We start from the raw sequence: 23105 nt of genomic DNA, 5'->3' as shown, positions 1-23105 counted from the left end.
AGTCCCATGTCGATGTCGATCCCATGTCCGTTCAACTCCTCAGCACGCGACCGGCCGGTGGAGCGGGGGGTGGCTCCACCGGCCGGTGGTCCAACGACTCGCCGGGCTACTCGCCGGGGTGGGCGAGTTCGATGTCGTGGCCGTCGACGCCGGGGCCACTGACCGTCAGAGCCGTGGCCACGGGCGGGTAGCCGGTCGCGATGACCGTGTACTCGCCGCCGTCCAGGTCGGTGAAGGCGTACGCCCCGTCCGAGCCGGTGGTGGCCGTGCCGACCACGTTGCCCGCCGCGTCGAGGAGGGTCACGCGGGCGTCGGCCAGAGCCCCGCCCGGCGCCCGTACGACCCCCTGGAGCCGGGCCCCGGCCGCCAGGTCGATCTCGATCCGGGTGACCCCGGTGCCGCCAACCTCGACGGGCAGGGCCCGCGGACGGAACCCGGTGGCGTTCACCGCGACGGTGACCCCGCCCGGCACCAGCTCGCCGAAGCCGAACTCGCCCTGCTCACCGGTGAGCCCGCTGGCCAGCACGTCCCCGCGCACATCGGTCACCACGACCATGGCGTCCTGCACGGCCTGCCCGGCCCCGGCGGCCCGCACCACACCGCTCAGCCCGCCGGTACCGCTGAGCAGGATGTCGTACGCGACCGGCTCGCCGGTGACGACCACCGTGGACGCCTGCGGCTGGAACCCGTCGGCGGCCGCGATCAGGACGTACGATCCGGCGGCGGGAGCGTCCACCGCGTAGGCCCCGTCGATGCTCGCGACCGAACGGCCGAGCTGCCGCCCGCCGAGCGAGATGAGGGTGACGGCGGCCCGCGGCACGGACGCGCCCTCGGCCCCGCGGACATGACCCCGTACGGGAATCCCGCCGCCGCCCGACACCGGTGCGGTGGCCGGTGCGGTGGCCGGAGCGGTGACCGAAGTGGTGGCGGGAGCCGCGGTGGGAGCCGCGGCCTCGGCGGAGTCGGCGGTCACCGAAGCCATGGCCATGGCCATGGCCGGAGCAGGCGATGTCTCGGGCACGTCCGTCCCGTCGTCCGTCCCGGTCCCCGTCGCTTCGGCCTGCGCCGCCTGGGCGAGCGCTCCGTTGGTCCGCAGCGGGACCTCCTTGATGAAGAAGGAGAAGACGAGCGCGAGGACGGCGAAGGGCGCGGCGTAGAGGAAGACGTCCCCGATGCCGTGGCCGTACGCGCTCTCGATCACCGTGCGGATCGGCGTGGGCAGCGCGTCCAGGTCGGGGATCTCGCCGTGGCCCGTGGCGGAGCCGGACACCCCCAGCTTGGCGAGGCCCTCCTCCGCGTAGTGCGAGATCCGGTGGCTGAGGACCGCGCCCAGCGCGGAGACGCCGATCGCGCCGCCGAGGGAGCGGAAGAAGGTGACGACCGAGCTGGCGGCACCGAGGTCGCTCGGGGCCACCTGGTTCTGCGTGCACAGCACCAGGTTCTGCATCATCATGCCGACGCCGAGCCCGAGCAGCGCCATGAAGATCGCCACGTGCCAGTACGGGGTGTCGTACCGGAGGGTGCCCAGCAGTCCGAGACCGGAGGTGACCAGCACACCGCCGGCGAGCAGCCAGGCCTTCCAGCGGCCGGTGCGGGTGATGACCTGCCCGGAGACGGTCGACGAGACGAACAGACCGGCGATCATCGGGATGGTCAGCACACCGGACATGGTGGGCGACTTGTCGCGGGCCAGCTGGAAGTACTGGCTGAAGAAGATGGTGCCCGCGAACATCGCGACACCGACGAACAGCGAGGCCAGCGAGGCCAGCGCGATCGTCCGGTTGCGGAACAGCCGCAGCGGCATGATCGGCTCGCTGGCCTTCGACTCGACCAGCAGGAAGACCGCGAGCAGCGCGACCGTGCCGCCGACCATCGCGTACGTCTGCCACGACACCCAGTCGTACTTGTCACCGGCGAAGGTCACCCAGACCAGCAGCAGGCAGACCGCCGCGGTGATGAGGAACGCGCCCGCCCAGTCGACCTTGACCCTGCGCTTGACGACCGGCAGGTGCAGGGTCCGCTGGAGCACGATCAGGGCGATGACCGCGAAGGGCACGCCGACGTAGAAGCACCAGCGCCAGCCCAGCCAGTCGGTGTCGGTGATGACCCCGCCGACCAGCGGGCCGCCGACCATGGCGGTCGCGAAGGTGGCACCGAGGTAGCCGTTGTACCGGCCGCGTTCGCGCGGGGAGATCATCGCCGCGAGGATGATCTGGGCCAGCGAGGAGAGCCCGCCCATGCCGATGCCCTGGACGGCGCGGAATCCGATGAGCATCCCGGCGTTCTGGGACAGCCCGGCGGCGGCAGACCCGAGCACGAAGATCACGAGTGCCAGCTGGATCAGCAGCTTCTTGGAGAACAGGTCGGCGAGCTTGCCCCACAGTGGGGTGGACGCGGTCATCGCGAGCAGCGACGCGGTCACCACCCAGGTGTAGGCGCTCTGTCCGCCGCCCAGGTCCTTGATGATGTCCGGCAGCGCGTTCGACACGATCGTCGACGACAGGATCGCCACGAACATGCCGAGCAGCAGCCCGGTCAGCGCTTCCATGATCTGCCGGTGCGTCATCGGGGCGTCGCCGCCGCTGTGGGGGGCACCCTTGGCGGCGCCTCCTCCGTGCTTGGCGTGAGCCCGCACACCGGCTGGTGTGGTCGTTGCCATGGGGCTTCCTTTTCGTACGTGGTCTTTGCGGGTGTACGGGTTGTGGTGGTGGTCTCTACGCGGGTGGGACGGTCGGCTGTACGGGCGTACGGCTCGGCGCAGTGGCGTCGAAGCTCTCCCGCAGCCGGCCCAGGAGCCGGGCGAGCTGTCCGACCTCGTCGTCGGACCAGTCGCTCAGCCGGTCGGCCATGAGCCGGCTGGTGCGCCGGTACAGCTCGGTGACCACGGCCCGGCCCTCGGGGGTCAGGCGCAGGATGCGCGAGCGTTTGTCCGCCGGGTCGGGGAGGCGTTCGATCCAGCCCCGCTCGGCGACGTGCGCGACATGTCGGCTGGTCACCGACATGTCCACGGAGAGCAGCTCGGCGAGCTTGCTCATCCGCATCTCGCCGTGCCGGCCGAGCAGCGTCAGGACTCCCGCCGAGCCGCCGGGGCACTCGTACGGCAGCATCCGTGCGATCTCCCGGTTCACGGCCCCGATGGCGCTGAGCTGACGGGCCAGCTCCTCGTAGTGCGCTTGCCCGGCCATGGAGCCCCTCCCGTGTTTGTTGCTTAGGGCAACCATAGGTCTGGATGGTTGCTACAGGCAAATGAAATCGGGGGTGGGCGGCCCAAGTCTTGGCAAAGGAGAACGTTCGGACGGTCTCGGACGGAGAACCCCGCTTGGGCGCGTCCTCCCCGATTCGCTAAGGTCTCGGGCCATGGCTGACAACCAGGGCCCCCAGGGCAACTACGACCCCGCGGGCAGTACGCAGATGTTCCGCGCCTTCGTCGACGAGACGCCTTCCGGGGGCCGTCAGGCCGCCGCGGCCGCGGCCGGGTCCTCCGGGCCGCGGGTGGGTGTGATCATCGGCGTGATCGCGGCGGTGGCTGTGGTGGCCGCCGTGGTGTGGCTCGCGCTGGCGTAACCGCTTGCCCGGTGCTTCGGGTACCTACCCGTCTGCCGGGTTCTTGTGATCCTGTGGCTGTGGCTGTGGCTGTGGCTGTGGCTGTGGCTGTGGCTGTGGCTGCGGGTGCGGCGGCGTCGGCGGGTGCGGGTGCGGTGGGGGCTGGTCGCGCAGTTCCCCGCGCCCCTAAAGGACCAGGCCCTGCGGGCCTGAAAGGCTACGGGCCTGCAGGCTGAAGGACCACAGGCCTCTGGGTCTGGCGACGACGGGCCGGCGGGCCGAAGAGCACGGGGCGCAGCCCCTGCTTTTCAGGGGCGCGGGGAACTGCGCGACCAGCCCCCACTCACCCGCACCCGCCGAAGCACCGCCCCCCCACACACACACCCGCGCCCACTCACCCATACGCACGTACGACAACCGCCGGGCTGCCCCCTGCGAGGGCACCCCGGCGGTCACGTGTCAACGCGTCGCCGTACTCAGTCCGAGATCAGGCCCTCGCGGAGCTGGGCCAGGGTCCGGGTGAGGAGGCGGGAGACGTGCATCTGGGAGATGCCGACCTCTTCGCCGATCTGGGACTGCGTCATGTTCGCGAAGAAGCGGAGCATGATGATCCGGCGTTCGCGGGGCGGCAGCTTGGCCAGCAGCGGCTTGAGGGACTCGCGGTACTCCACGCCCTCCAGCGCCGTGTCCTCGTAGCCGAGGCGGTCCGCGAGGGAGCCCTCGCCGCCGTCGTCCTCGGGGGCCGGGGAGTCCAGCGACGACGCCGTGTAGGCGTTGCCGACCGCGAGGCCGTCGACGACGTCCTCCTCCGAAACGCCCAGTACGGCGGCGAGTTCGGTGACCGTCGGGGAGCGGTCGAGCTTCTGCGACAGCTCGTCGCTGGCCTTGGTGAGGGCCAGGCGCAGCTCCTGGAGGCGGCGTGGGACCCGGACCGACCACGAGGTGTCGCGGAAGAACCGCTTGATCTCGCCCACGACCGTCGGCATCGCGAACGTCGGGAACTCCACGCCCCGTTCGCAGTCGAAGCGGTCGATCGCCTTGATCAGGCCGATCGTTCCGACCTGGACGATGTCCTCCATCGGCTCGTTGCGCGACCGGAAACGTGCGGCGGCGTAACGCACCAGCGGGAGGTTGAGCTCGATGAGGGTGTCCCGGACATAGGCACGCTCGGGGCTGTTCTCGTCCAGTGCGGCCAGCCGCAGGAACAGGGAGCGGGACAGGGTGCGGGTGTCGATGTTCGCCGAGGCCGACGAGGCCGGAAGGTCAGTCACCGGCGGAGCCTGGGGACCGGGAAGGTCCTCAAGCGCCTGAAGGTCCTGAGGGGCCTGGATAGCGTCGGGCGCGGTCTCGCTCTTGTCGAGCGTGAGCACCTTCGAGCTGCCCTGGTCTGCGGACATGCCACCCCCTTTGGGTCGCGGACGGTCGCGGCGGACGCTCCGTCGTAAGGAACGCAGCCTCCACCTCCACCTGAATACCGGCGGCGAGGCCACGGCAAACGCGCTGGGGAGAGAATGTCACACGTCGGCAACGCGATGTAGTGACATGTCGACATGGAGAGGGTGAATAAGCCCTGGAAACAGGTGGTCTGACGGGATTTCAGCGCAGATCAGCCTGAAGAAGCATCAATAACCGATTCGCTCCCACCGGTGACACCTCGACAGCGCATTCGGTCACGCCCATGGCCTGCACTCGCGCCCCGCTGGCCGATTCTGTGCGCCCCGCCTGCCATCGTGCGCCCCGCGTGCCCCATGGTCCGACCGGGAATGTACGGGGGGTTTCTGGTTACCGAAGGTCACCCACCCCGCTGCGGTTGCAGCGCCCCGAAGGGGCGCGAGGAACCGCGCGACCAGCCACGACCGAACCGGCACCCGAGCCCGCACCCGAACCGGCACCCGAGCCCGCACCCGAACCGGCACCCGAGCCCGCACCCGAACCGGCACCCGAGCCCGAACCGGCACCCGAGCCCGAACCGGCACCCGAGCCCGAACCGGCACCCGAGCCCGCACCCGCACCCGAACCGGCACCCGCACCCGCACCCGCACCCGCACCCGCACCCGCAAACCATAGAAACCCGGCAGGCGAGTAGGCACCCGGCGCCGAGCGGAGCGCCTACGCCTCGATCCGGTTGGCCGAGCGCAACCGCGCGAAGCTTCGGGCCAGCAGCCGCGACACATGCATCTGGGAGACCCCCAGCTCCGCGCTGATCTGCGACTGCGTGAGGTTGCTGTAGTAGCGGAGCAGCAGGATCCGCTGCTCGCGTTCGGGCAGTTGGACGAGGAGATGCCGTACGAGGTCGCGGTGTTCGACGCCGTCGAGTTCGGGGTCCTCGTAACCGAGCCGGTCGAGCAGCCCCGGCATCCCGTCGCCCTCCTGGGCGGCTTCCAGGGAGGTCGCGTGATACGAGCGGCCCGCCTCGATGCAGGACAGGACCTCCTCCTCGGTGATGCGCAGCCGCTCGGCGATCTCGGCGGTGGAGGGGGTGCGCCCGAAGGCTGTGGTGAGGTCCTCGGTCGCGCTGTTCACCTGGACCCACAGCTCGTGCAGCCGGCGCGGGACGTGGACCGTGCGGACGTTGTCGCGGAAGTACCGCTTGATCTCGCCGACGACGGTCGGCATCGCGAAGGTCGGGAACTGCACGCCCCGGTCCGGGTCGAACCGGTCGATGGCGTTGATCAGCCCGATGGTCCCGACCTGGACCACGTCCTCCATGGGCTCGTTGCGGGAGCGGAAGCGGGCGGCCGCGTACCGCACGAGCGGGAGATTCGCCTCGATGAGCGCCCCGCGCACGCGGTTGTGCTCCGGGGTGCCCGGCACCAGATGCTTCAGCTCGCCGAACAGCACCTGGGTGAGGGCCCGGGTGTCGGCGCCGCGACGTTTCTCCGGAGCGGGGGCGGTGGCCTGGGCCGTGACCTGGGCCGACGCGGGGTCGGGAGCCGGGACTTCTTCCTGGGGAGGGGCAGTACTGGCCGACACGGTCAACGCCACCTCTTCATCCATCAACTCAACCGTCAAAAGCGGTCATAGCATCACAAGACATGTGCACTGTGATCAAGCACCGCATATAGCCGTGTTGAGCAAGAGTTGGGGGAGCGAAGGGTAATTGGGTGTAAAAAGCCCCGCACTGTTCGAATGCGGGGCGTCGGGGGCGCGGCCGTACGGCTCGGAACCCCGGGGCTACGGCTCGGAGTCCGGCGTACGGCTCGGAACCCCGGGGGTACGGCTCAGAACTCGTAGTCGGCGATGATCCACGTGGCGAACTCGTGCCACAGGGCCACGCCCGCCTGGTGGTCCGGGTGCTCGACGTACGTGCGCAGCGCGTCCACGTCGTCGAACGCGGAATTGATCGCGAAGTCGTAGGCGATGGGGCGGTCGCTGAGGTTCCAGCCCAGCTCCCAGGAGCGGATCTCCTCGATCCTCCCGTCGAGCGCGCGGAAGGCGTCCACGCCCTTCGCGACCCGCGGGTCGTCGCGCTCGACGCCCTCGTTGAGCTTGAAGAGGACCAGGTGGCGGATCATGGGCGCTCCGGGAGGGTCGTACGAGGGCTGGGGGCTACTCGGCCCCGTCGGCGATCCAGGTGAAGAAGTCGCCGATGGACTGGGCGGCGTTCGAGATGCCCTCGAACCCTATCTGGACGTAGCCGGCGGCCCCTTTCGGGTCCGTGATGATCACGTAGGCCACGAAGACCACGAGCACATACAGCGCGATCTTCTTCCCGTGCACCGCCACCGCGGCCTCCCCCGCCTCTTGTGCCCCGTGGGCCCCATGGGTCCTCTTTGTCGGCGGCGAGTGTAACCCGATCATCCGTTCGCAGGAGAGGCCGCAAACGCACGAAGGGCCCCGTCTGACGACGGGACCCCTCTTCGGCGGTAGCGGAGGGATCTGAACCCTCGGTGACTTGCGCCATACTCGCTTCCGAGGTCTGTTCGTGCTGGTCAGGGCATGATCCAGGGCTGTTCAACCCCGTTCGTTCCCGTACTCCCGCCCGAGGCGCGAACGGCTATGAACGGCGCTGGAGCGGGGTGAATGAGACGGGAACTGAGACGGACTGAGACGGCGCCGGTCGTTACTGACCTGCGGCAATCACCACTGGCAGAAGGCGATGGAAGCGTCGTCGCCCGACTTGTAGCGCGGCCACCGTCGCCCCGTCGGGTCTGTGGCTTCGACCTTCCGGACGGTGTCGATCAGCTCGCGCGGTCCCCCGGTCCGGAGCGTCGTGAAGACTTCGCGCCACGTCGCCATGGCGTACTCAGTGACGAGACGCGACGCGCCATCGGACAGGACCGTTGCGGCGCGTACGTCCTCGGTGGGGGTGCTGCCCACAAGCGCGTGATGCTCCGGCGGAGCCGCCGCCGACCGCGCTACGCCCACGGTTGCGGCGACACCTGCGGCAGGAAGGCCGGCTACTGCCCGCAGCGCCTGCGGACGAACCCCGAGACGGCCGACACGAAGTCTCGTGCGGGGCGGCGCGTGGTCGGTCTGCTCGCCCAGCTCGTCGATCTGCTCCGGGTGCATCAGGCCAAGCAGACCGCCGAACGCGCGGCGGCTGGAGACGACTGGACGGATGAGGGGTGGCTGTTCGCGACGCCGACCGTTCGGGGCACGTCTCCCCGAACGGACTACGACGACTGGAAGGAACTCCTCACCGACGCGAAGGTACGAGACGGCCGACTCCACGACGCCCGCCACACTGCCGCCACGGTCGTGCTGATCCTCGGAGTCTCCGAGCGGGCCGTCATGCGGCTCATGGGCTGGTCCACCACGGCCATGGCCGCGCGATATCAGCACATGGTGGATTCCGTCCGCAGCGACGTCGCCCGGCAAGTCGACGGACTCGTCTGGAAGCCCGGTGAAAACGGACAAGATGACGAGGGTGATGGGTTCGCGGGGCATTGACGCCAGTCCCGTGAAAACACGGGGGCGGGCTCGGCGCCCGCCCCCGCCGTTTAGTGATATGTGCCGCTTTGTTCCTGTCTGGAAAGTGATCGCTCTTTTGTGGGACTTCGGCATGCGGAGCCGCTTTCATGCCGAACCTCCCTTTGGTCGTCCAAGACGGCCAGGCAATCCGACCCCTCACATGAAGGAACTCGACGATGAGCTTCATTCAGACCGGCAAGGTCGATCTGAGGTCCGACGACCCCATCGAGACGAGCGGCGGCAATACCTCGACCTTCACGCGCGTCACGTTCCCCAGTCCGTTCCCGCCGGGTTCCAACGTCGTCGTCTTCCCGCTGACCCAGACCTTCAACGGCCCGGAGACGCCGGGCATCCGTGTCCATGACGTCACCAACACGGGCTTCCTCATCCGCCTGAACGAGGTGTACGCCGGCGCCGCCAAGAGCGACGGCAAGCACACCACCGAGACCATCGGCTGGCTGGCCGCGACCGTCTGACGCACGCGCTTCGGCCGGGAGCTGAGACTGTCTCCTTCGGCCGGCATCCGGCCGGAGCGTGGTTGCGCACTCGGGTCACAGCGAGCATGGAGGCTGCTCAGGCATACGCGGCAGTAGGCGTGTGCTGGTGTCGCAACTGAGACGGAAACTGAGACGGAGCAGCGCGAAGGGCCCGGTCCATCGGACCGGGCCCTTCGTCTACCTGCGGTAGCGGAGGGATTTGAACCCTCGGTGACTTGCGCCACACTCGCTTTCGAGGCGAGCTCCTTCGGCCGCTCGGACACGCTACCGAGGGAGACCTTACAGCAAGGTGGGGCGTGCTTTGAAATCGATATGGCCGGGGTCTCAACGGGTGCGAAAGAAGTCGGTGAGGAGCCTGGAGCAGTCGTCGGCGAGGACTCCCTCGACCACCTCGGGGCGGTGGTTGAGGCGACGGTCGCGTACGACGTCCCAGAGGGAGCCGGTGGCGCCGGCCTTCTCGTCGCGGGCACCGTAGACGACCCGGTCGACCCGGGACTGCACGAGCGCGCCCGCGCACATCGTGCAGGGTTCGAGGGTGACGACCAGGGTGCAGCCGGTCAGCCGCCACTCGCCGAGTGCCGCGGCCGCGCGGCGGACGGCGAGCACCTCCGCGTGGGCGGTCGGATCGCCGGTCGCCTCGCGTTCGTTGTGCCCGGTGGCCAGTACGGTCGTGCCGTCCGGGGACAGGACGACCGCACCGACCGGGACATCCCCGCCCTCGGCGGCCCGCCCGGCCTCGGCCAGGGCGAGCCGCATCGCGGCCCGCCAGCGGTCGCGTACCGGATCGGGTCCGCCCGGTGCCTCTGCGTCGGTCGCGTCGGTCACCGGGGGCACGTAGCCGATGGACTCAGCGGACTCAGGGGAAACACGGGACTCACGGGACTCAGCGGACCGTCTCCAGGACCTCCGACGCTCCGAGGGCGTCGGCGATCGAGCCGAGGGCGTCGTCGGCGTCGAGGGCGCGCAGCTCCTTCTCGCCCACTCCCAGGTCGTCGAGGATCTCGGTGTCGCCGACCGGGCTGTGCGGCACGGACTCGGCGCCCGTGTCGTCGTCATCGTCGTCGGGTTCACCGTCCTCCGTGCCGTCCAGGTCGAGGGAGTCCAGGTCGGCGACGTCGTCGCCGGGCTCCCTTCCGAGCAGTTCGTCGGTGAGCAGGATCTCGCCGTAGCTGCTGCGGGCAGCGGCGGCGGCGTCCGAGACATAGATACGAGGGTCTTCCTCGCCATCGATGCGGACGACGCCGAACCAGGCGTCCTCCTGCTCGATGAGCACCAGCACCGTGTCGTCGCCGGGCGAGGCTTCACGGGCGAGGTCGGCCAGATCCGACAGGGTTTCCACATCGTCGAGCTCTGTGTCGCTCGCTTTCCACCCGTCTTCGGTGCGCGCGAGCAGTGCGGCGAAGTACACCGTGACTCTCCCACTGGTCATAGGTGTGCCGGTTGGGGGTCCCCCCGGCGGAGGTTGTGGGTGGGGAGGCTTGCGGTCCGAGCCCCACCCACTCGGAATCGTGGCAGAAACAGAGCGCTCAGGGGACGTCTTCGGCTCCCTGTGTCCGGCTCTTTTGATCGCCGGTGGGTCCGCTGTTCACCTGCGCACCTGTTGCCGCCACCAGCGGATCGTACGCGGAGTTCCCGGCCGCATATGCACGACCACCCCGTGAACGCCCCACACATACCCCACGAACCCGCCACCCGGTCCCCACGTAAGGGTCCGGGAAGAGCCGGTGACGACCGGGGAGGGGGTGGGGAGCGTCTGACGAGGGGGGCGGGGTGGGGCGTGGAGGAAGAGAAGAGGGGCATGGGCGGGGCGGACCATGCGACGGGCAGCGACGGCCGGTGGAGGGGCCGGGCGCGCCGAGGGAGGGGGCCGGGAGAAAAGGGGCGATGGAGGCCGCAGGGCGGGGCGGGGCGCGGTACGGAGCGGAAGAGAGCGGAGCGTGGTGGTGGTGGGGGGGCGGTCAGGGAGCGGCTGGGGCGGAGCCGTTGGAGGGATGGAGGAAGCGCACCGGAAGGCTGGGGAGGGCTGGGGAGGCTGGGGGAACGTAGGGAGGGCCAAGGAGGGGCGGGGCTCGATTCGGCCGCCCAGGTCACCAGCGGAAGGTACGCATGCGCATGGCGTGGCGGAGGCGGGCGGCCTTGGCGCGGCGCGGCTGGACCCGGTCGCGCAGCTCCCGCGCCTCCGTCAGCTCCCGCAGGAACTGTGCGCGCCGCCGCCGACGCGCGGCATCACTCTCCCACCCGTCCCGCTGCGCCCCATCGACCGGGCGCGCCCCCTCACCGGCCCCCTGCGCCGCCTCGCCGGTCCCTTCCGTCGCCTCGCCGGCCCTTTTCGTCGTCCGGCCAGCCCCTTCCGCCGTCCCACCGGCCCTTTCCGCCGCCCGTCCGGGCCTCGGCGCTGCCCCATTGCCTGCCTGCGCTGCCCTCCCACTCGTCCGCGCCGCTTCGTCGGCCGTTCGCGCCGTCCCGCCAGGCATCCGGGTCGAGCGCCCGGCCGTGCGCGCCACCTCGTCGGCCTTGGGCGCTGCGCGGTCGGCTGTCCGTGCTGTTCCGTCGGATCCTCGCGGTGTCCCACCGGCTGTTCGCGCGGCTCCACCGGCTGTTCGCGTGGCTCCACCGGCTGTTCGCGTGGCTCCACCGGCCGTCTGTGCTGACCTGCCGGTTGTCCGTGCTGACCCGTCGGCTGTTCGCGTCGCTCCATCGGCGGTCTGTGCCGTCCCGCCGCTCGTCCGTGGCGTTCCGCCGGCGGTTCGTGTCGTCCTGTTGGCCGTTCGCGCCGAACCGCTGGTCGTCCGCGTCGTCCGCGTCGTCCTGTCGGCCGTCCGGCCGGTGGTTCGGGCTGTCTTGTCGGTCATGTGCCCCCGCTTGGCCGTCTGTCTGCTGTCGGTCGGCGGCGGGTTTTCGGGCGGGCGCCGTGTTGGTGGCCCGGGGATGGGGGAGGCGTCGTGGTTGTCTGGCATGGGTCACCACCGTCAGGCGTCGGCTCGTTCAGTCGCCGCTCTGTTCATCCCACTTTCCCTCCGATAGCGGGTTTGATGCCATCCGGAAGACGAGGTGGGCGGCGGACGGGCGGGGGCGCTCGAAGGTGTGGCCCCGGTTACTGTTGTGGACATGCGTCTCCACGTCGTCGACCACCCCCTGGTCGCTCACAAGCTCACCGCGCTGCGCGACCGGCGCACCGACTCCCCGACCTTCCGTCGCCTCGCCGACGAGTTGGTCACCCTGCTCGCCTACGAGGCCACGCGGGACGTGCGCACCGAGCTCGTCGACATCACGACGCCGGTCGCCACGACCACGGGCGTCAAGCTCTCCCACCCGCGCCCGCTCGTCGTGCCGATCCTCCGGGCCGGCCTCGGCATGCTCGACGGCATGGTCCGGCTGCTGCCGACCGCCGAGGTGGGCTTCCTCGGCATGATCCGCAACGAGGAGACGCTCGAGGCCTCCACGTACGCCACCCGTATGCCCGAGGACCTCTCCGGGCGCCAGGTGTATGTCCTCGACCCCATGCTCGCCACCGGCGGCACCCTCGTCGCCGCGATCCGTGAGCTGATCGCCCGCGGCGCCGACGACGTGACCGCCGTGGTGCTCCTGGCCGCCCCGGAGGGCGTCGAGGTCATGGAGCGCGAGCTGGCGGGCGCCCCGGTGACGGTCGTGACCGCCGCCGTCGACGAGCGTCTCAACGAGCACGGCTACATCGTGCCGGGCCTGGGTGACGCGGGCGACCGGCTGTACGGCGCAGCCGAGTAACCCGTACGGGCAAGGTCTCTTACGGGGTCTTGTCAGCAGGTCTTCGTGGCGGTGGGCGTCGGCTCGGGACTGGTCAGGTCGGCCAGTGCCTTGTCGGCGTCCTTCTGCTTGCTGAGGGCCTTGAAGCCGGTGCCGATGACGAGGTCCACCTCGGTGGCCTTCGCACGGCCGTCCGTCTTCAGCCGCGCACCGGTGAGCTGGGTGTTGAGGACGGGCAGCGCCGCGCCCTCGGCCGCCTTCGCGCCGAGCAGTATGGCGACGCCCTTGACCTTCTTGTCGTACTCCTCGGTCGCGTTCCCCACGTTCCCGATGCGGAAGCCGCGCTTCTTCAGCTCGTCCGCGGTCTCCTTGGCGAGACCCGCGCGGGGCGTGGCGTTGAGGACGTTGACGGTGATCTTGCCGGGGGCGGGGAAGCCCTTCGCGGACGCTCCGGCCCTGCCGGGCTTCCCGGCCGGCCCGCTCGCCTTCGGCGACGGGCTCACCCGGCTCGCGCAATCCGCCTTGGGGCCGGCCGCGGCGGCCTGGTCCTCGTCGCCGGTGAAGACGTCGATGAGCTGCAGGGTTCCCCAGCCGACGAGGCCCAGTGCGGTCACGGACGCGACGACCGTGAGGACGAGCCTGCGACGCCTCTTGGGCCGGCGCAGCCTCGGGTACTTGTCCCCCGTGATCCGGTACTGGCGGCCCATGCCAGGAGGAGTCAGCATGCTCATGGGCGCAGCGTAGTGCCGTTGGACGGTGATGCCTACTAGATGATCATTCACCGCGCTGCAGTCCAACCCGAAAGGTCCAACGGGCGTCCGTCAGGGCACGGGTCGGAACCGCCTGGGGGCGGTGGCCGGGGCGACTGTCGGCAGGTGACTGCCGGTCAGGCCGCCGACGGTGAAGGGCTAGCCCAGTTCGAGGACGCGGGCGTGGAGCACCTGGCGTTGCTGGAGGGCCGCGCGGACCGCGCGGTGGAGGCCGTCCTCCAGGTACAGATCGCCCTGCCACTTCACCACGTGCGCGAAGAGGTCGCCGTAGAAGGTGGAGTCCTCGGCGAGGAGGGTCTCCAGGTCCAGCTGCCCCTTGGTCGTCACGAGCTGATCGAGGCGGACCGGGCGCGGTGCGACGTCCGCCCACTGCCGGGTGCTTTCCCGGCCGTGGTCGGGGTACGGCCGGCCGTTTCCGATGCGCTTGAAGATCACACGGAAAGCCTACCGGTCGAGACGTTCCGGGCGCAGCCATGGCGACGGAGTGCGAGCCCGGAAAGGCGTCGCGAAGCGGGGCAAAACGGTGATTCTGTGGGGGTTCGGTGGTGGTCGTGAACGCTCGGCGGGGTTCTTTCGGGGGCGCGGAGAGTTCACCGCGCGGCGTGGGCGGGGATTCTCCCGGATCTCGGTCCGGCTTCGCCGGGGCTTTCTCGGGGCTTCCTTGGGGCTTCCTCGGGACTTCTCCCGGACTTTTCCGGGCTTTTCCCGGGCCTCTCCGGAGGGGCGCCGCGAAGTCGCTGTCGCCGGGAGGCCTCCCGGAAGCTACCGGTGGTTCTCCCCTGACTGGGCCGTGGATCAGCCGGGGGCTGTGGGTCTGGGGCCGCGGCGACTCTCGTTCCCGGCGCCCCTGTTGACGCCCCTTACCAGGGGCGTTGCCCCTCGACCCCGGGGCTTGTGCGGGCTGCCGCCCGGGGGAGGTGGTGGGTGCTGGGTGCGGGGCAGGGCGGGTGGTGGTCAGGTGCCGGATGCCTTCGCCGCTTTGGCTGCTGCCTTCATTTCCTGTTTGTGGGAGCGGACCTTGGCCAGGGAGTCGGGGCCCTTGATGTCGGCCACGGAGCGGAAGGAGCCGGGGTCGCCGTAGGAGCCGGCGGCTTCGCGCCAGCCGGTGGGGTGGACGCCGAGTTGTTTACCGAGGAGGGCCAGGAAGATCTGGGCCTTCTGGTGGCCGAAGCCGGGGAGGGACTCAAGGCGGGAGAGGAGTTCCTTGCCGGTCGTCGCGTCCTGCCAGACCGTGCTCGCGTCGCCGTCGTAGTGGTCGACCAGGTACTGGCACAGCTGTTGGATCCGCTTCGCCATGGAGCCGGGGTAGCGGTGTACCGCCGGTTTGGTGGACAGCAGTGCGGCGAAGGACTCCGGGTCCGCCGCCGCGATCTCGTGGGCGTCCAGGTCGTCCGCGCCGAGCCGTTGGGCGATGGTCCAGGGGCCCTTGAACGCCCACTCCATCGGCACTTGCTGGTCCAGCAGCATGCCGACCAGCGCGGCGAGCGGACTGCGGCCGAGGAACTCGTCCGCCTCGGGGTCCTGGGCGAGGTGAAGGGTGACGTCCATGCCCCGATGATCGCCTGCCGGGCGACCCACCGCAGCCCGGCCTCGGCTCTTGCCCGGCTTCGGCCCCGGCGTGTGCTTGGAGGCGGGGGTGCGGGCCGTAGTCCTGCGGGCGGTAGTCCTGCGGGGCCGGGCCGGGCCGGGGCCGGTGCCGGTGCCGGGGGCTGTGGGGTGTGGTTACGGCCGCCAGTACCCCAGGGCGTGCATCCGTTGCTTCGGGAGGCCCAGTTCCTTGCGGAAGTACGCAGTCAGGGATCGGGTCGTCGCCGTGTCGCAGGCGATCCAGACGTAGGGGTCGGGGGTGTTTTCGAGGAGGTCGGGGGCGTCGGTCTGCACCTGGGTGAGGAGGCGGGCGCCGGCGTCCTGTCGGGGGATCGGGCGGAAGTCGTGGCGGGCGGGGTCGATACGGAGGGGGAGACCCTCTGCCACCGGGGCTTGGAGCAAGGCTCGGACTTGAGCTTCGGCTCCGGCTTCGGCTTCGGCTTCGGCTTCGGCTTCGGTTGTGTGCTCGGCTTCCGTGAGCGGCTTGGTCCTCGCCCCCGTCACGGCCGCCCCCGTCACGGCCGCAGCCGTTACCTCCGTATCTGTCTCCGAGGCTGCGTCCGTCTCCGTCTCCGTCTCCGTCTCCGTCTTCGTCTTCGTCGACGTCTCGAACCGGATCGTCGCCGGGGTCGACGGGAGGGCTCTGAGGAGGGAGTTGATGGCGGGGAGGGAGGCCGGGTCGCCGATGGCGAGGATGTGGGAAGGCGCCGGGTCGGGGTCGGTGAAGGCGGTGCCGTGGACCGTGGCCTCGATGGTGTCGCCGGGCTGTGCGGCGCGGGCCCAGTCGCTGGCGTGGCCGTCGTGGAGGGCGAACTCCAGGCTGCAGGTGCCGGCCGCCGGGTCGGGGTCGACCAGGGTGTACGCCCGTTGGTGCGGCTTGCCTGCCGCCTCGAACCAGAGGCGTACCCACATCGTCGGGTGGACTCCGGTCACCGCGAGCATGCCGCCGTCCGTGAGGTGGATCCGGCGGTAGTGCTCGGTGACTTGTTCCGCACCGGTCACCGTGAAGACGAAGTCCTTCCCGCGGAGCAGTTTGAGGACCGCTCCCTCCCAACCGTGCCCCTGCCCCATGGCTTCTGCACCCTTCGCGTACGCTTTGATCACAGACCGCTTAGGTGAGGCTAACCTAAATCACAGGTGGGATAGAGAGATGCGGGAAATCGGCGGTGCTCAGGGGCATGCTCAGGGGAACGGTTTGAGCCACGGGGCATACGGGACGTATCGCGACGCCTGGGGTATTCCGCACCTTCGCGCCGCCGACGTCCGCACGCTCGCCCGTGCCCAGGGCCGGGTCACCGCCCTCGACCGTGCCTGGCAGCTGGAGGTCGAGCGCCACCGCGTGCAGGGCACCTCGGCCGCGTTCCTCGGTGCCGGCTCCCTCGGCTGGGACCGGTTCGCGAGACGGGCCCGCCTGGAGGACACGGCCCGAAGATGCTTCGCCCGGCTGGAGAGAACGGACCCGGAGACCGCCGACTGGGTCGGGGCGTACGTAGAGGGTGTGAACGACGGGCTGGCCGAGGGCGGCCGGCGCGCGCCCGAGTTCGAGCGCGCCGGGCTCGTGCCCGGGCGTTGGGAGGTCTGGCATCCGCTCGGCGTCTGGCTCGCCACGCACATCCTGTTCGCCGGGTTCCCCGCCAAGCTCTGGCGTGAGGAGGCCGTACGGCATCTCGGCGCCGACGCGGTCGGGCTCTTCGCCACCGACGGGCCCGCCACCTCGGGCAGCAACGGGTGGCTGGTCGACGGGACCCGTACGACCACCGGCCGGGCCGTCATCGCCGGTGATCCGCACCGGTTCATCGAGGAGCCCGGCGTCTACCAGCAGATCCGCCTCTCCTGCCCGGAGTTCGACGTCGTCGGCCTCGCCGTCCCGGGCCTGCCCGGCATCGCCCACTTCGGTCACACCGGCGACGTGGCCTGGGCCATCACCAACGCCATGGCCGACTACCAGGACCTGTACCGGGAGCGGCTGCGGCTCCGCCGGACAGGCGAGGGAGAGGGCGACGGGGACGGGAACGGGAACGGGAACGGGAACGGGAACGGGGACAAGTACGGGGGCGAGGGCGTCGTCGAGGCGCTCGATCCGGACGGGGTGTGGCGGGTCGCGCATCGGCATGTGGAGGTCATCGAGGTCGCGGGTGGGGAGCCCGTGGAGGTGGAGGTGATCGAGACCGCGCGGGGGCCGGTCGTCATCGGCGGCCTGGACACCGGCGAGCATGCCGATTCCGACGGTGATGACCGGGACGACGACCACTCCCACTCCCGCTCCCACGCCAACGCCAACGCCAATGACCGTGACCGCGGCGATTCCGGCCCAGTCGGTCCCCTCAGCCTTCGCTATCCGCCCCGCGTCACCGAGGACCTCGGGATCGGCGCGCTCCTTCCCCTCCTCCGGGCCCGGGAAGTCGCCGATGTGGACCGGGCGTTCGATCAGTGGGCCGAGCCGGTGAACGTCGTGCAGGCGGCGGACACGCGGGGTGGCGTGCTGCACCGGGTGGCGGGGCGGGTTCCGGTACGGAGCCGGGACAACCGGACACGGGTCGTGGCGGCCTGGGAGCCGGGACACGAGTGGGAGGGGTGGCACGAGACGCCGTACGGCGCGTTCGAGGACGGCGTCGCGGTGATGGCCAACCAGCGTGGTCCGGCGACCCCGTTGGGCGTGGAGTTCGCCCCGCCGCACCGTGCCGAACGCATCCGCGCGATGCTGAACGAGAAGCGGGTGTGGTCCGCGCAGGACATGCCCGCGATCCACATGGACACCCATCTGGCCTCCGCCGGACCTTTGTTGGACCACTTGGCCACCCTCACAGAAGCCCCGCCCGCTGACCCGGTGGGCCCTGCGGAACCTTCCTTCGGCGCCCTGGTGGATCACCCGGCGGACCTTCCGGCCGATGACCTGGCGGAACCGGCGGACGTCCCGGCCGATGACCTGGCGGAACCGGCGGACGTCCCGGCCGATGACCTGGCGGAACCGGTGGACCTCTCGTCCGATGACCCGGCGAGTCCGGTGGACCTCTCGGCCGATGCCCCGGCGGGCCGTCAGGCCGAAGCTCCGGCGGATCGCCCGGCCGATGACCCGGTGGATTGTCCGGTCGAAGTCCCGGTGGCCCGTTCGGCCGATGATTCGACGGATCACCCGGTCGAAGCCCCGGCGCATCGCTCCACCGGGGCGCGCCCGGTCGGTGTCCCGGCGCGCGCCCCGGAAGGACCTGCGGCTCTCAGCCCGGCCGCGGTCGAGCTCCGGGACCGGCTCCTGCGCTGGGATCGGCGGATGGAGGCCGACAGCGCCGACGCGGCGGCGTACGCGGCGTTGCGTGGGGCGGTCGTGCGGCGGCTCGCGGCGGAGCCCGCCTTCGCGGCGCTGGCGGTGCCGCCGACGTACCCCGAGGTGTTCCGGCCGTGGCTGTCGCTCACCGTACGGATCGGGTTCGCGCTCGAACATCTGCTCAGGGCCGAGGAGTTGTACGGGATCGACCGGGCCGCACTCGTGCGGGAGGCGCTGGAGGAGGTCGCAGGCATCGACTCCGGGACCGGGCGCTGGGGCGAGAGCCACCGGCTCGTGCCGTGGCGGGCGCTTCCGGACGACGACCCGAACGCGTCCCGGGACGAGCCGGGGCTGGCCGGTGACCACGACTGCGTGCTCTGCACCTCCGCTGTCCCCGGCATCACCGACCTCAGCGCTCGCGGGCCCGCCGCCCGGTACGTCTGGGACCTGGCCCGACGCGAGGACAGCCTCTGGGTGGTGCCGTTCGGAGCGTCCGGCGTAGAGGGATCTGCCCACCACCGCGATCAACTCCCCCTCTGGCTGCGGGGAGACCTCGTCCCGGTCGTCACCGACTGGAACCGCCTCACCAAGGACGACGAGAGCAACTGCAACAGCAACAGCGACCAGAACAGCGACCACAACAACAACCACAACAGCAACGAGGAGCAGCTCCATGACCGTTGAGCCGCATGAGCCGCATGAGCCGCATGAGCCGCATGAGCCGCATGGGTCGTACAGCGGCCGGGTGGCCGTGCATGAGCAGGTGGCCGATGGGTTCGGGGTCGTGCGGATCCTGCCGTTGGACGCGAAGGCGGACGCCGAGGTGATCCATGGCTGGGTGAGTGAGCCGAGGGCCGAGTTCTGGGGGATGAACGGGCTCACGCAGGAGCAGGTGCGGGAGATCTACGAGGGCCTGGAGGCCTTCGACACGCACCACGCCTACCTCGCCGTGCACGAGGACGAGCCCGTCGGGCTGTTGCAGACGTACGAGCCGGAGGCCGACCGGGTCGGCGAGTGTTACGAGGTCGAGCCCGGCGACATCGGCGTCCACGTGCTGCTGGCGCCCGCCGGGGACGCCGGAGGCCGGCCGGGGTGGTCGTCCTCGGTGCTGACGGCCTTCACGTCGTACGTGCTGGTGGGGCTGGACCGGCGGCGGGTCGTCGTCGATCCGGACGAGCGGAACGAGCGGGCGATCGCGCGGTTCAGGCGGCAGGGGTTCGAGTGCGGGCAGGTCGTCGTACTGCCGGAGATCGACCTGCCGGAGGTGTATCTGCCCGAGAAGCGGGCCCGGTTGGCGTTCCTGCGGAGGGAGACCATGCTCGCTCAGTAGTTCGGGTGGTGGGCGTAGCCTCGGGCGGATGACTCCCGAAGACCTCATAGCGCACTACGAGTTGGAGCCCATCCCGCGCGAAGGGGGCCGTTTCCGTCAGACGTGGGCGGGGCCCGAGCGGGGCGACGGGCGCCCGGAGGGGACCGCGATCGTCGCCCTGCTCACCAGCGAGCCGGGCGACTACTCCGCGCTGCACCGGCTGCCCGGCGACGAGATCTGGCACTTCCACCTCGGCGATCCGCTCGGGATGCTGCTCCTCGCCCCGGACGGGTCCTCGCGGGACGTCGTCCTCGGGCCGGACGTGCTCGACGGACAGCACGTGCAGTACGTCGTGCCCGCGGGGACCTGGATGGGGGCGCGGGTCCTGGGCGGTGGTGGCGGGGGCTGGACGTTGTTCGGGTGCACGATGGCACCGGGGTTCACCTACGAGGGGTACGAGCACGGGGACGCCGCGGAGCTGGCGCGGCTGTACCCGGACCGGGCCGCCGCGATAGGGGAGCTGGGGCGGGCGTAGGCCCGGGGAGGCGGTGCGGGTGCTTGCACGGAGGCGGGTGGCCCGGTGCGGGGTGGCCCCGTGCGGCGTGTGTTGAACGCGACGTTCGTGCCGTGCGTACCTGTTCGAGGAGTTCGAGAGCCGGCGACCGTGGATCCGGAGCACTACGTGGACCGAGGCAGGTACAGCGACCCAGTCGAGGACCGGGCCAGGAACAAGGCCCGGGACAGGGCCGGGGTCCGGGAGCGGAACCGGGACGAGGCTCGGGGCCGGGTCGGGAACAGTGGCGGAGACAGAGGCGCGAGGCGACATGGCGGGATCGGCGGACCCGGCGGACCCGGCGGATCCGGCGGGGCCACGCGTGGACACGTCGGCCGGACCGTCGGCCGGACCGGAGGCCGGGCCGGTGGCCGGGGCCGAGGAGTTCAGCGCCTGGTGCTGCTGGGCGCCGTGCTGGTCCTGTTCCTCCTCGGCGGGGCGGGTACCGCGTCCGCGCACGCCGCTCTCAAGGGAAGCGATCCCGTCGACGGCAGCGTCCTCGACGCCGCTCCCCGGGAGGTCACCCTCCGCTTCACCGAGTCGGTAAGCCTCCTGGAGGACTCCATCCGCGTCGTCGACCCGGAGAACCGGGCCGTCGACACGGGCAGGCCGGGGCGCGCGGGCGGCCGTGCCGACACGGCTCGCGTCACCCTCCCCACCGGCCTCGACGACGGCACCTACACGATCGCCTGGCGGGTGGTCTCGGCCGACAGCCACCCCATCTCGGGTGCCCTGCTCTTCTCGATCGGCGAGCCCTCCGCGACCTCCGCGGTCCTCCCCGCCGACCTCGCCGAGGACCCGCTCACGTCCTCCCTCTACGACATCACCCGCTACTTCGCCTACGGCGCCCTCGCCCTGCTCATCGGTGTGACCTTCTTCCTGGCGGTCGTGCTCGGGGGCCCGAGCGAGGTGCTGCGCAAGCTACTGCTGGCGGGCTGGCTCGCCCTGCTGCTGGCCTCGGCGGTACTGCTGCTGCTCCGCGGACCGTACGAGCGGGGCAGTGGCGTCGGGGCCGCACTCGACCTCTCCGTCCTGCGCGACACGATGGTGAGCCGGCCGGGACTCGCCCTGCTGGCCCGGCTGGCGCTGCTCGCGGTGGCCGCCTTCCTCCTCGTACGCGTACGGCGGCAGGGGAACCACGGCAAGCACGGAGAGCAGGGAGCGCAGGGAGAGCGGCAGGAGTGGGGGAAGAGCGCGCTTGTCTGCGGTGCGCTGGTCTCCGTCGGGCTTGCCGGGACCTGGGCGGTGGCCGAGCACGCCTCCGCCGGTATCCAGGTGCCGGTCGCGATGACCTCCTCCGTGCTGCATCTGCTGGCCATGGCCGTCTGGCTGGGCGGGCTGACCGCGCTGCTCACCGTGTTGTACCGGGCGCCGCGGACCTTGTCGGCGGCCGTGGTCGACCGTTTCTCCCGGCTCGCCTTCGTCTCGGTGGTCGTCCTCGCCGTCACCGGCGTCTACCAGTCCTGGCGCGGCCTCGGCTCCTGGTCCGCCTTCACCTCCACGGCGTACGGAGAGGTCCTCGTCGCGAAGCTGGTCGCGGTGCTGCTCCTGCTGGTGGCGGCGGCGTTCTCACGGCGTTGGACGGGGCGGTTGGGGGCGGTTCCGGGGGAGGCCGGTGCCGGTGCCGGTGCCGGTGAGGTGTCCGGAGCCACTGGGGCGACCGAGGGCACCGGCTCGGCCGAGGCCGCCGCGTCGACGACGGTCGTCGAGCCGGTGAGGACCGCCGAGCGGGCCGGGGGCACCGAACGCGCGGCCGTCGCGGCCGTGGCGGTGGCGGCGCGGGTGACCGAGCGGGTGGGGGGTGTCGACACCGACGCTGCGACCCATGTCGCCGACCGGCCCTCCCGGGACGCGGCCGACGCCGACGACCGTCACTCCGGTGACGCGCGAGGTGCGCGGGACGGCGACCAGGGTGGCGGCGAGGACGCGTCGGCCGCACAGGCCGAGAGCTCGCCCGCAGACATCGCGGATACCGCGGATACCGCGGATACGGCAGATCTGCGGCGCCAGGGCCTTCGGCGTTCCGTGCTGGCGGAGTTCACCGTCGCGGTCGTCGTGCTGGTGATCACCACCGTGCTGACGGGGACCCTGCCGGGCCGGGCGGCGGCGGAGATCGCCAAGGAGGGGGCGGGCGGGGCGGCCGGTGAGGTCACGGCCTCCTCGTCGACGGTTCCGTTCGACGTCGGCACCCCGAACGGTCACGGCAAGGTCCAGATCGACCTCGGTCCGGGGCGCGTGGGCAAGAACTCCGTGCAGGCCGTGGTCTTCGGCCCGGACGACGGCATCGCGACCGTTCCCGAACTGCGTCTCACCTTCACTCTCAAGTCCCAGAAGATCGGCCCGATCGACGCGAAGCTCACCAACCGCGGCGGCTACTGGGCCACCGACACCCTGCAACTCCCTCTGCCGGGCAAGTGGACGATGAGACTCACGGTCCGTACGACGGAGATCGACCAGGTCACGGTGGAGAAGTCGGTACGGGTGAGCTAGCCGGTCCGCCGAGTGGAGGCGGAAGCGGGAAGCGGGCCGGGGGCCGGGTCATCGGGCGCCGACGGGGGCGGGCCGGGCCCGGAGCGTTGGGGCAGCGGGGCAGCGGGGCAGCGGGGCGGCGGATCGGCTCGGCCGGCGGGGCTCACCGCCCGGCCAGGATCCGCCGCATCGTCTCCGCAGCGCGTACGGCGGCGTCGGCGCAGCAGTTGTGGAAGAGGACGTGCAACTCGTCGACCTGTTTGGCAGCTGCCCGCAGCCGGGGCGCCCACGCGGTGAGTTCGGACTCGGAGTAGGCGTAACGGAGTCGGGGCCCGGGGTCGCGGTGGCCGCGTGTATACCGGCCGCTGGCCAGCAGCGCGCGGTCCGTCCAGGAGCAGGTTCCGGCGAGTACGTCACCCATGCGATGCCGGTTACCCGGGCTCGGCACTTACCCGGGCTCGGCACTTACCCGGGCTCG

Annotated in this window: 22 protein-coding genes, 1 tRNA gene and 1 pseudogene; 9 read left to right on the top strand and 15 right to left on the bottom strand. The window is 71.0% G+C overall.

The genetic code is table 11. From position 1 onward, the window contains the following. Window positions 1–106: 106 nt before the first annotated feature. Both OG272_RS24395 and OG272_RS24390 read right to left on the bottom strand, forming a co-directional pair. Window positions 107–2659 carry an MFS transporter gene (locus tag OG272_RS24395; RefSeq protein WP_405894834.1) on the bottom strand — a complete coding sequence of 851 codons (2553 nt, stop codon included), beginning with the start codon at window positions 2657–2659 and terminating at the stop codon, window positions 107–109. A 55-nt stretch (window positions 2660–2714) separates the two neighbouring features. After that, on the bottom strand, window positions 2715–3185 hold the full coding sequence (locus OG272_RS24390) for a MarR family transcriptional regulator (protein ID WP_327728861.1): 471 nt from the start codon (window positions 3183–3185) through the stop codon (window positions 2715–2717). Between the two features lie 172 nt (window positions 3186–3357). Between OG272_RS24390 and OG272_RS24385 the strand changes: the two genes are divergently transcribed. Together OG272_RS24385 and OG272_RS24380 are read left to right on the top strand one after the other, a co-directional pair. Beyond that, entirely contained in the window at window positions 3358–3564 is a 207-nt protein-coding gene (locus OG272_RS24385) for a hypothetical protein (protein ID WP_326581052.1), read from the top strand. A 45-nt stretch (window positions 3565–3609) separates the two neighbouring features. Next, window positions 3610–3756: a hypothetical protein gene (locus OG272_RS24380; protein WP_327728862.1), complete on the top strand. Its 147-nt coding sequence runs from the start codon at window positions 3610–3612 to the stop codon at window positions 3754–3756. Between the two features lie 263 nt (window positions 3757–4019). Here OG272_RS24380 and OG272_RS24375 read toward each other — a convergent pair whose 3' ends face one another. The 5 genes from OG272_RS24375 to OG272_RS24355 form a co-directional block, all read right to left on the bottom strand. Continuing rightward, a complete protein-coding gene (locus tag OG272_RS24375) occupies window positions 4020–4940 on the bottom strand; it encodes an RNA polymerase sigma factor SigF (protein ID WP_257543447.1) in 921 nt (306 codons plus the stop codon). 712 nt (window positions 4941–5652) lie between these two features. Next, entirely contained in the window at window positions 5653–6540 is an 888-nt protein-coding gene (locus OG272_RS24370) for an RNA polymerase sigma factor SigF (protein ID WP_326581056.1), read from the bottom strand. Window positions 6541–6764: 224 nt separating this feature from the next. Then, complete coding sequence (locus OG272_RS24365; protein ID WP_327728863.1) at window positions 6765–7058, bottom strand: Dabb family protein; 294 nt, start codon at window positions 7056–7058, stop codon at window positions 6765–6767. Between the two features lie 34 nt (window positions 7059–7092). Next, window positions 7093–7269 (bottom strand): hypothetical protein, encoded by a 177-nt coding sequence (locus OG272_RS24360; RefSeq protein ID WP_326581060.1) that lies wholly within the window; start codon window positions 7267–7269, stop codon window positions 7093–7095. A gap of 354 nt (window positions 7270–7623) precedes the next feature. Next, window positions 7624–7863: a hypothetical protein gene (locus OG272_RS24355; protein WP_327728864.1), complete on the bottom strand. Its 240-nt coding sequence runs from the start codon at window positions 7861–7863 to the stop codon at window positions 7624–7626. Between the two features lie 6 nt (window positions 7864–7869). On the opposite strand from OG272_RS24355, the pseudogene OG272_RS24350 reads away from it, so the two are divergent. Both OG272_RS24350 and OG272_RS24345 read left to right on the top strand, forming a co-directional pair. Further along, a pseudogene (locus OG272_RS24350) lies at window positions 7870–8436 on the top strand (tyrosine-type recombinase/integrase); the annotation flags it as partial. A 197-nt stretch (window positions 8437–8633) separates the two neighbouring features. Continuing rightward, window positions 8634–8933, top strand: coding sequence for a hypothetical protein (locus OG272_RS24345; protein ID WP_326581064.1), 300 nt, complete (start codon window positions 8634–8636; stop codon window positions 8931–8933). A gap of 205 nt (window positions 8934–9138) precedes the next feature. Here the strand turns inward: OG272_RS24345 and OG272_RS24340 are convergent. The 3 genes from OG272_RS24340 to OG272_RS24330 all read right to left on the bottom strand — a co-directional run bounded on the left by OG272_RS24340 (window position 9139) and on the right by OG272_RS24330 (window position 10362). Then, window positions 9139–9223 (bottom strand) — tRNA-Ser (locus OG272_RS24340). Window positions 9224–9278: 55 nt separating this feature from the next. Further along, complete coding sequence (gene tadA / locus OG272_RS24335) at window positions 9279–9710, bottom strand: tRNA adenosine(34) deaminase TadA (protein ID WP_326585733.1); 432 nt, start codon at window positions 9708–9710, stop codon at window positions 9279–9281. A gap of 127 nt (window positions 9711–9837) precedes the next feature. Continuing rightward, window positions 9838–10362, bottom strand: coding sequence for a hypothetical protein (locus tag OG272_RS24330; protein ID WP_405896071.1), 525 nt, complete (start codon window positions 10360–10362; stop codon window positions 9838–9840). 1700 nt (window positions 10363–12062) lie between these two features. On the opposite strand from OG272_RS24330, the gene upp reads away from it, so the two are divergent. Further along, complete coding sequence (gene upp / locus OG272_RS24325; protein ID WP_326581066.1) at window positions 12063–12698, top strand: uracil phosphoribosyltransferase; 636 nt, start codon at window positions 12063–12065, stop codon at window positions 12696–12698. Between the two features lie 32 nt (window positions 12699–12730). Here upp and OG272_RS24320 read toward each other — a convergent pair whose 3' ends face one another. The 4 genes from OG272_RS24320 to OG272_RS24305 all read right to left on the bottom strand — a co-directional run bounded on the left by OG272_RS24320 (window position 12731) and on the right by OG272_RS24305 (window position 16105). Then, the gene (locus OG272_RS24320; RefSeq protein ID WP_326585735.1) at window positions 12731–13384 is read right to left on the bottom strand and encodes a LytR C-terminal domain-containing protein; all 654 of its coding nucleotides are present in this window, start codon (window positions 13382–13384) and stop codon (window positions 12731–12733) included. A gap of 201 nt (window positions 13385–13585) precedes the next feature. Then, on the bottom strand, window positions 13586–13882 hold the full coding sequence (locus tag OG272_RS24315; RefSeq protein ID WP_003955420.1) for a type II toxin-antitoxin system VapB family antitoxin: 297 nt from the start codon (window positions 13880–13882) through the stop codon (window positions 13586–13588). Window positions 13883–14401: 519 nt separating this feature from the next. Next, window positions 14402–14995 carry an HhH-GPD-type base excision DNA repair protein gene (locus OG272_RS24310; protein WP_327728867.1) on the bottom strand — a complete coding sequence of 198 codons (594 nt, stop codon included), beginning with the start codon at window positions 14993–14995 and terminating at the stop codon, window positions 14402–14404. A gap of 174 nt (window positions 14996–15169) precedes the next feature. Beyond that, a complete protein-coding gene (locus tag OG272_RS24305; RefSeq protein ID WP_405894832.1) occupies window positions 15170–16105 on the bottom strand; it encodes a siderophore-interacting protein in 936 nt (311 codons plus the stop codon). A gap of 124 nt (window positions 16106–16229) precedes the next feature. On the opposite strand from OG272_RS24305, the gene OG272_RS24300 reads away from it, so the two are divergent. The 4 genes from OG272_RS24300 (at window position 16230) to OG272_RS24285 (ending at window position 22648) form a co-directional block, all read left to right on the top strand. Further along, window positions 16230–18980 (top strand): penicillin acylase family protein, encoded by a 2751-nt coding sequence (locus tag OG272_RS24300; protein WP_405894831.1) that lies wholly within the window; start codon window positions 16230–16232, stop codon window positions 18978–18980. After that, on the top strand, window positions 18970–19626 hold the full coding sequence (locus tag OG272_RS24295; protein ID WP_405894829.1) for a GNAT family N-acetyltransferase: 657 nt from the start codon (window positions 18970–18972) through the stop codon (window positions 19624–19626). The genes OG272_RS24300 and OG272_RS24295 overlap by 11 nt, the downstream gene beginning before the upstream one ends. Before the next feature lie 28 nt (window positions 19627–19654). Continuing rightward, complete coding sequence (locus tag OG272_RS24290; protein ID WP_326581095.1) at window positions 19655–20140, top strand: cupin domain-containing protein; 486 nt, start codon at window positions 19655–19657, stop codon at window positions 20138–20140. A gap of 414 nt (window positions 20141–20554) precedes the next feature. Further along, window positions 20555–22648, top strand: a complete 2094-nt coding sequence (locus OG272_RS24285) for a copper resistance protein CopC (RefSeq protein WP_328223576.1) — start codon at window positions 20555–20557, stop codon at window positions 22646–22648. Window positions 22649–22790: 142 nt separating this feature from the next. Here OG272_RS24285 and OG272_RS24280 read toward each other — a convergent pair whose 3' ends face one another. After that, window positions 22791–23048 carry a DUF72 domain-containing protein gene (locus OG272_RS24280; RefSeq protein WP_327728873.1) on the bottom strand — a complete coding sequence of 86 codons (258 nt, stop codon included), beginning with the start codon at window positions 23046–23048 and terminating at the stop codon, window positions 22791–22793. Window positions 23049–23105 lie beyond the last annotated feature (57 nt).

This window comes from Streptomyces sp. NBC_00104 (genome assembly GCF_045160825.1).
In the GTDB taxonomy this organism is placed as follows: Bacteria; Actinomycetota; Actinomycetes; order Streptomycetales; family Streptomycetaceae; genus Streptomyces.
Note: the sequence above shows the minus strand (reverse complement) of the source record. Positions and strands in the feature narration are given on the sequence as shown.

What these genes read in the sequence shown, in the direction of transcription:
- OG272_RS24290 (WP_326581095.1), top strand. Translation starts at nt 19,655, where the DNA reads ATGACTCCCGAAGACCTCATAGCGCACTACGAGTTGGAGCCCATCCCG.
- upp (WP_326581066.1), top strand. Translation starts at nt 12,063, where the DNA reads ATGCGTCTCCACGTCGTCGACCACCCCCTGGTCGCTCACAAGCTCACC.
- OG272_RS24375 (WP_257543447.1), bottom strand. Translation starts at nt 4,940, where the DNA reads ATGTCCGCAGACCAGGGCAGCTCGAAGGTGCTCACGCTCGACAAGAGC.
- OG272_RS24390 (WP_327728861.1), bottom strand. Translation starts at nt 3,185, where the DNA reads ATGGCCGGGCAAGCGCACTACGAGGAGCTGGCCCGTCAGCTCAGCGCC.
- OG272_RS24295 (WP_405894829.1), top strand. Translation starts at nt 18,970, where the DNA reads ATGACCGTTGAGCCGCATGAGCCGCATGAGCCGCATGAGCCGCATGAG.
- OG272_RS24280 (WP_327728873.1), bottom strand. Translation starts at nt 23,048, where the DNA reads ATGGGTGACGTACTCGCCGGAACCTGCTCCTGGACGGACCGCGCGCTG.
- OG272_RS24385 (WP_326581052.1), top strand. Translation starts at nt 3,358, where the DNA reads ATGGCTGACAACCAGGGCCCCCAGGGCAACTACGACCCCGCGGGCAGT.
- OG272_RS24370 (WP_326581056.1), bottom strand. Translation starts at nt 6,540, where the DNA reads ATGGATGAAGAGGTGGCGTTGACCGTGTCGGCCAGTACTGCCCCTCCC.
- OG272_RS24365 (WP_327728863.1), bottom strand. Translation starts at nt 7,058, where the DNA reads ATGATCCGCCACCTGGTCCTCTTCAAGCTCAACGAGGGCGTCGAGCGC.
- OG272_RS24320 (WP_326585735.1), bottom strand. Translation starts at nt 13,384, where the DNA reads ATGGGCCGCCAGTACCGGATCACGGGGGACAAGTACCCGAGGCTGCGC.
- OG272_RS24305 (WP_405894832.1), bottom strand. Translation starts at nt 16,105, where the DNA reads ATGGGGCAGGGGCACGGTTGGGAGGGAGCGGTCCTCAAACTGCTCCGC.
- OG272_RS24310 (WP_327728867.1), bottom strand. Translation starts at nt 14,995, where the DNA reads ATGGACGTCACCCTTCACCTCGCCCAGGACCCCGAGGCGGACGAGTTC.
- OG272_RS24395 (WP_405894834.1), bottom strand. Translation starts at nt 2,659, where the DNA reads ATGGCAACGACCACACCAGCCGGTGTGCGGGCTCACGCCAAGCACGGA.
- tadA (WP_326585733.1), bottom strand. Translation starts at nt 9,710, where the DNA reads ATGCGGCTCGCCCTGGCCGAGGCCGGGCGGGCCGCCGAGGGCGGGGAT.
- OG272_RS24345 (WP_326581064.1), top strand. Translation starts at nt 8,634, where the DNA reads ATGAGCTTCATTCAGACCGGCAAGGTCGATCTGAGGTCCGACGACCCC.